This is a genomic window from Streptomyces sp. JJ38, from assembly GCF_019303475.1.
Lineage (GTDB): Bacteria > Actinomycetota > Actinomycetes > Streptomycetales > Streptomycetaceae > Streptomyces.
This window is the reverse complement of record NZ_JABLSI010000100.1, coordinates 1-1,033: the sequence shown is the minus strand read 5'-3', so window position 1 is coordinate 1,033 and position 1,033 is coordinate 1. Positions and strand designations below refer to the sequence as shown.

The window sequence follows — 1,033 nt, the reverse complement described above, 5'->3', positions numbered from 1 at the left end:
CCGCCCCCTACGGCACAACTATCCAGCCAGCCAACCAGGTTGGAATCAGCTCACGTTCAGCGGGGTGTGTGGAACAGGTGTCAGCGGCGGTAGGGCGAGGGTGGTCGGTATGTGTGGGGCGGCCCGTCTCGTGTGCGTGCGAGTGGGGCGGAACTCTCCCCCCTGGTGATCGGGTCTGTGGCGCCTCGGGGGACAGGAACCCGCTCGACGCGCTGTGACTGTGGCAGATACGGCGAGTGATGCCATGTGCCCCTCAGACCACGCTGACCAGGGCGTTAGGCGAGACGCTTCGTGTGCCAGCGTTGTGCCTGGTCTCTGTTGACCCAGGACATATGCGCTGGTCAGACTGGTCGTAGTCGCAGTGTGAACGTGGTCGTTGGGTGACCTGATTGGAAAGCGTGTTGGGGGCAACCCCTCACGAGTTCGAATCTCGTATCCTCCGCTTCGCCCACCAGGGCAAACGAGGGCCCCGACCGCTCAGCGGCCGGGGCCCTCGTCGTTGCGTGGTCTCAGTTGCGCAGGGCGGACAGCCGTGGACTTCCACGAACGGGCTTCGGCAGCCCTCTGCCAACGGTCGGCCCACCGGGCCCGTGATCATCGACCGCCTCGAGGCCAAAATCCTCCCAGGTGACCACCATGAGGCTCCCCGGCAACACTCGGGCCGCGCCAGCCCGAGCCGGCTCCTTGAAGCCAGCCAGCAGCGAGGTCGACCACAGCCTCACTGTCAGAGGGCCAAAATAGGATGCCCCGAGGAAGCTCCTCGGCCCTGAGATCGCCCCCGGACACGAGCAAGGACACCCCCAACTGATGGCAGTGACCCAGCAGGAGATCGAGAACCGGTTGTGGGACGCCGCCGACGAGCTGCGCGTGGCGATGCCCGAAGCGCAGTACTCCTCGGTCATCTTCCCCCTGATGTTCTGGAAGTACCTGTCGGACACCTGGGAGTACCAGCACCAGAAATTTCTGGCTGAGAACGAGGACGGGCCTTGACCCCGGATCTTGGACACACGAGACACTGGATCCTGAGGATCTG

General features: G+C 64.6%; 1 protein-coding gene. It reads left to right on the top strand.

The genetic code is table 11. The annotated features are described in order from the left end of the window. The first annotated feature begins 807 nt into the window (after positions 1-807). Positions 808-990: a type I restriction-modification system subunit M N-terminal domain-containing protein gene (locus tag HPT28_RS26405; RefSeq protein ID WP_257579466.1), complete on the top strand. Its 183-nt coding sequence runs from the start codon at positions 808-810 to the stop codon at positions 988-990. Positions 991-1,033: the final 43 nt, after the last annotated feature.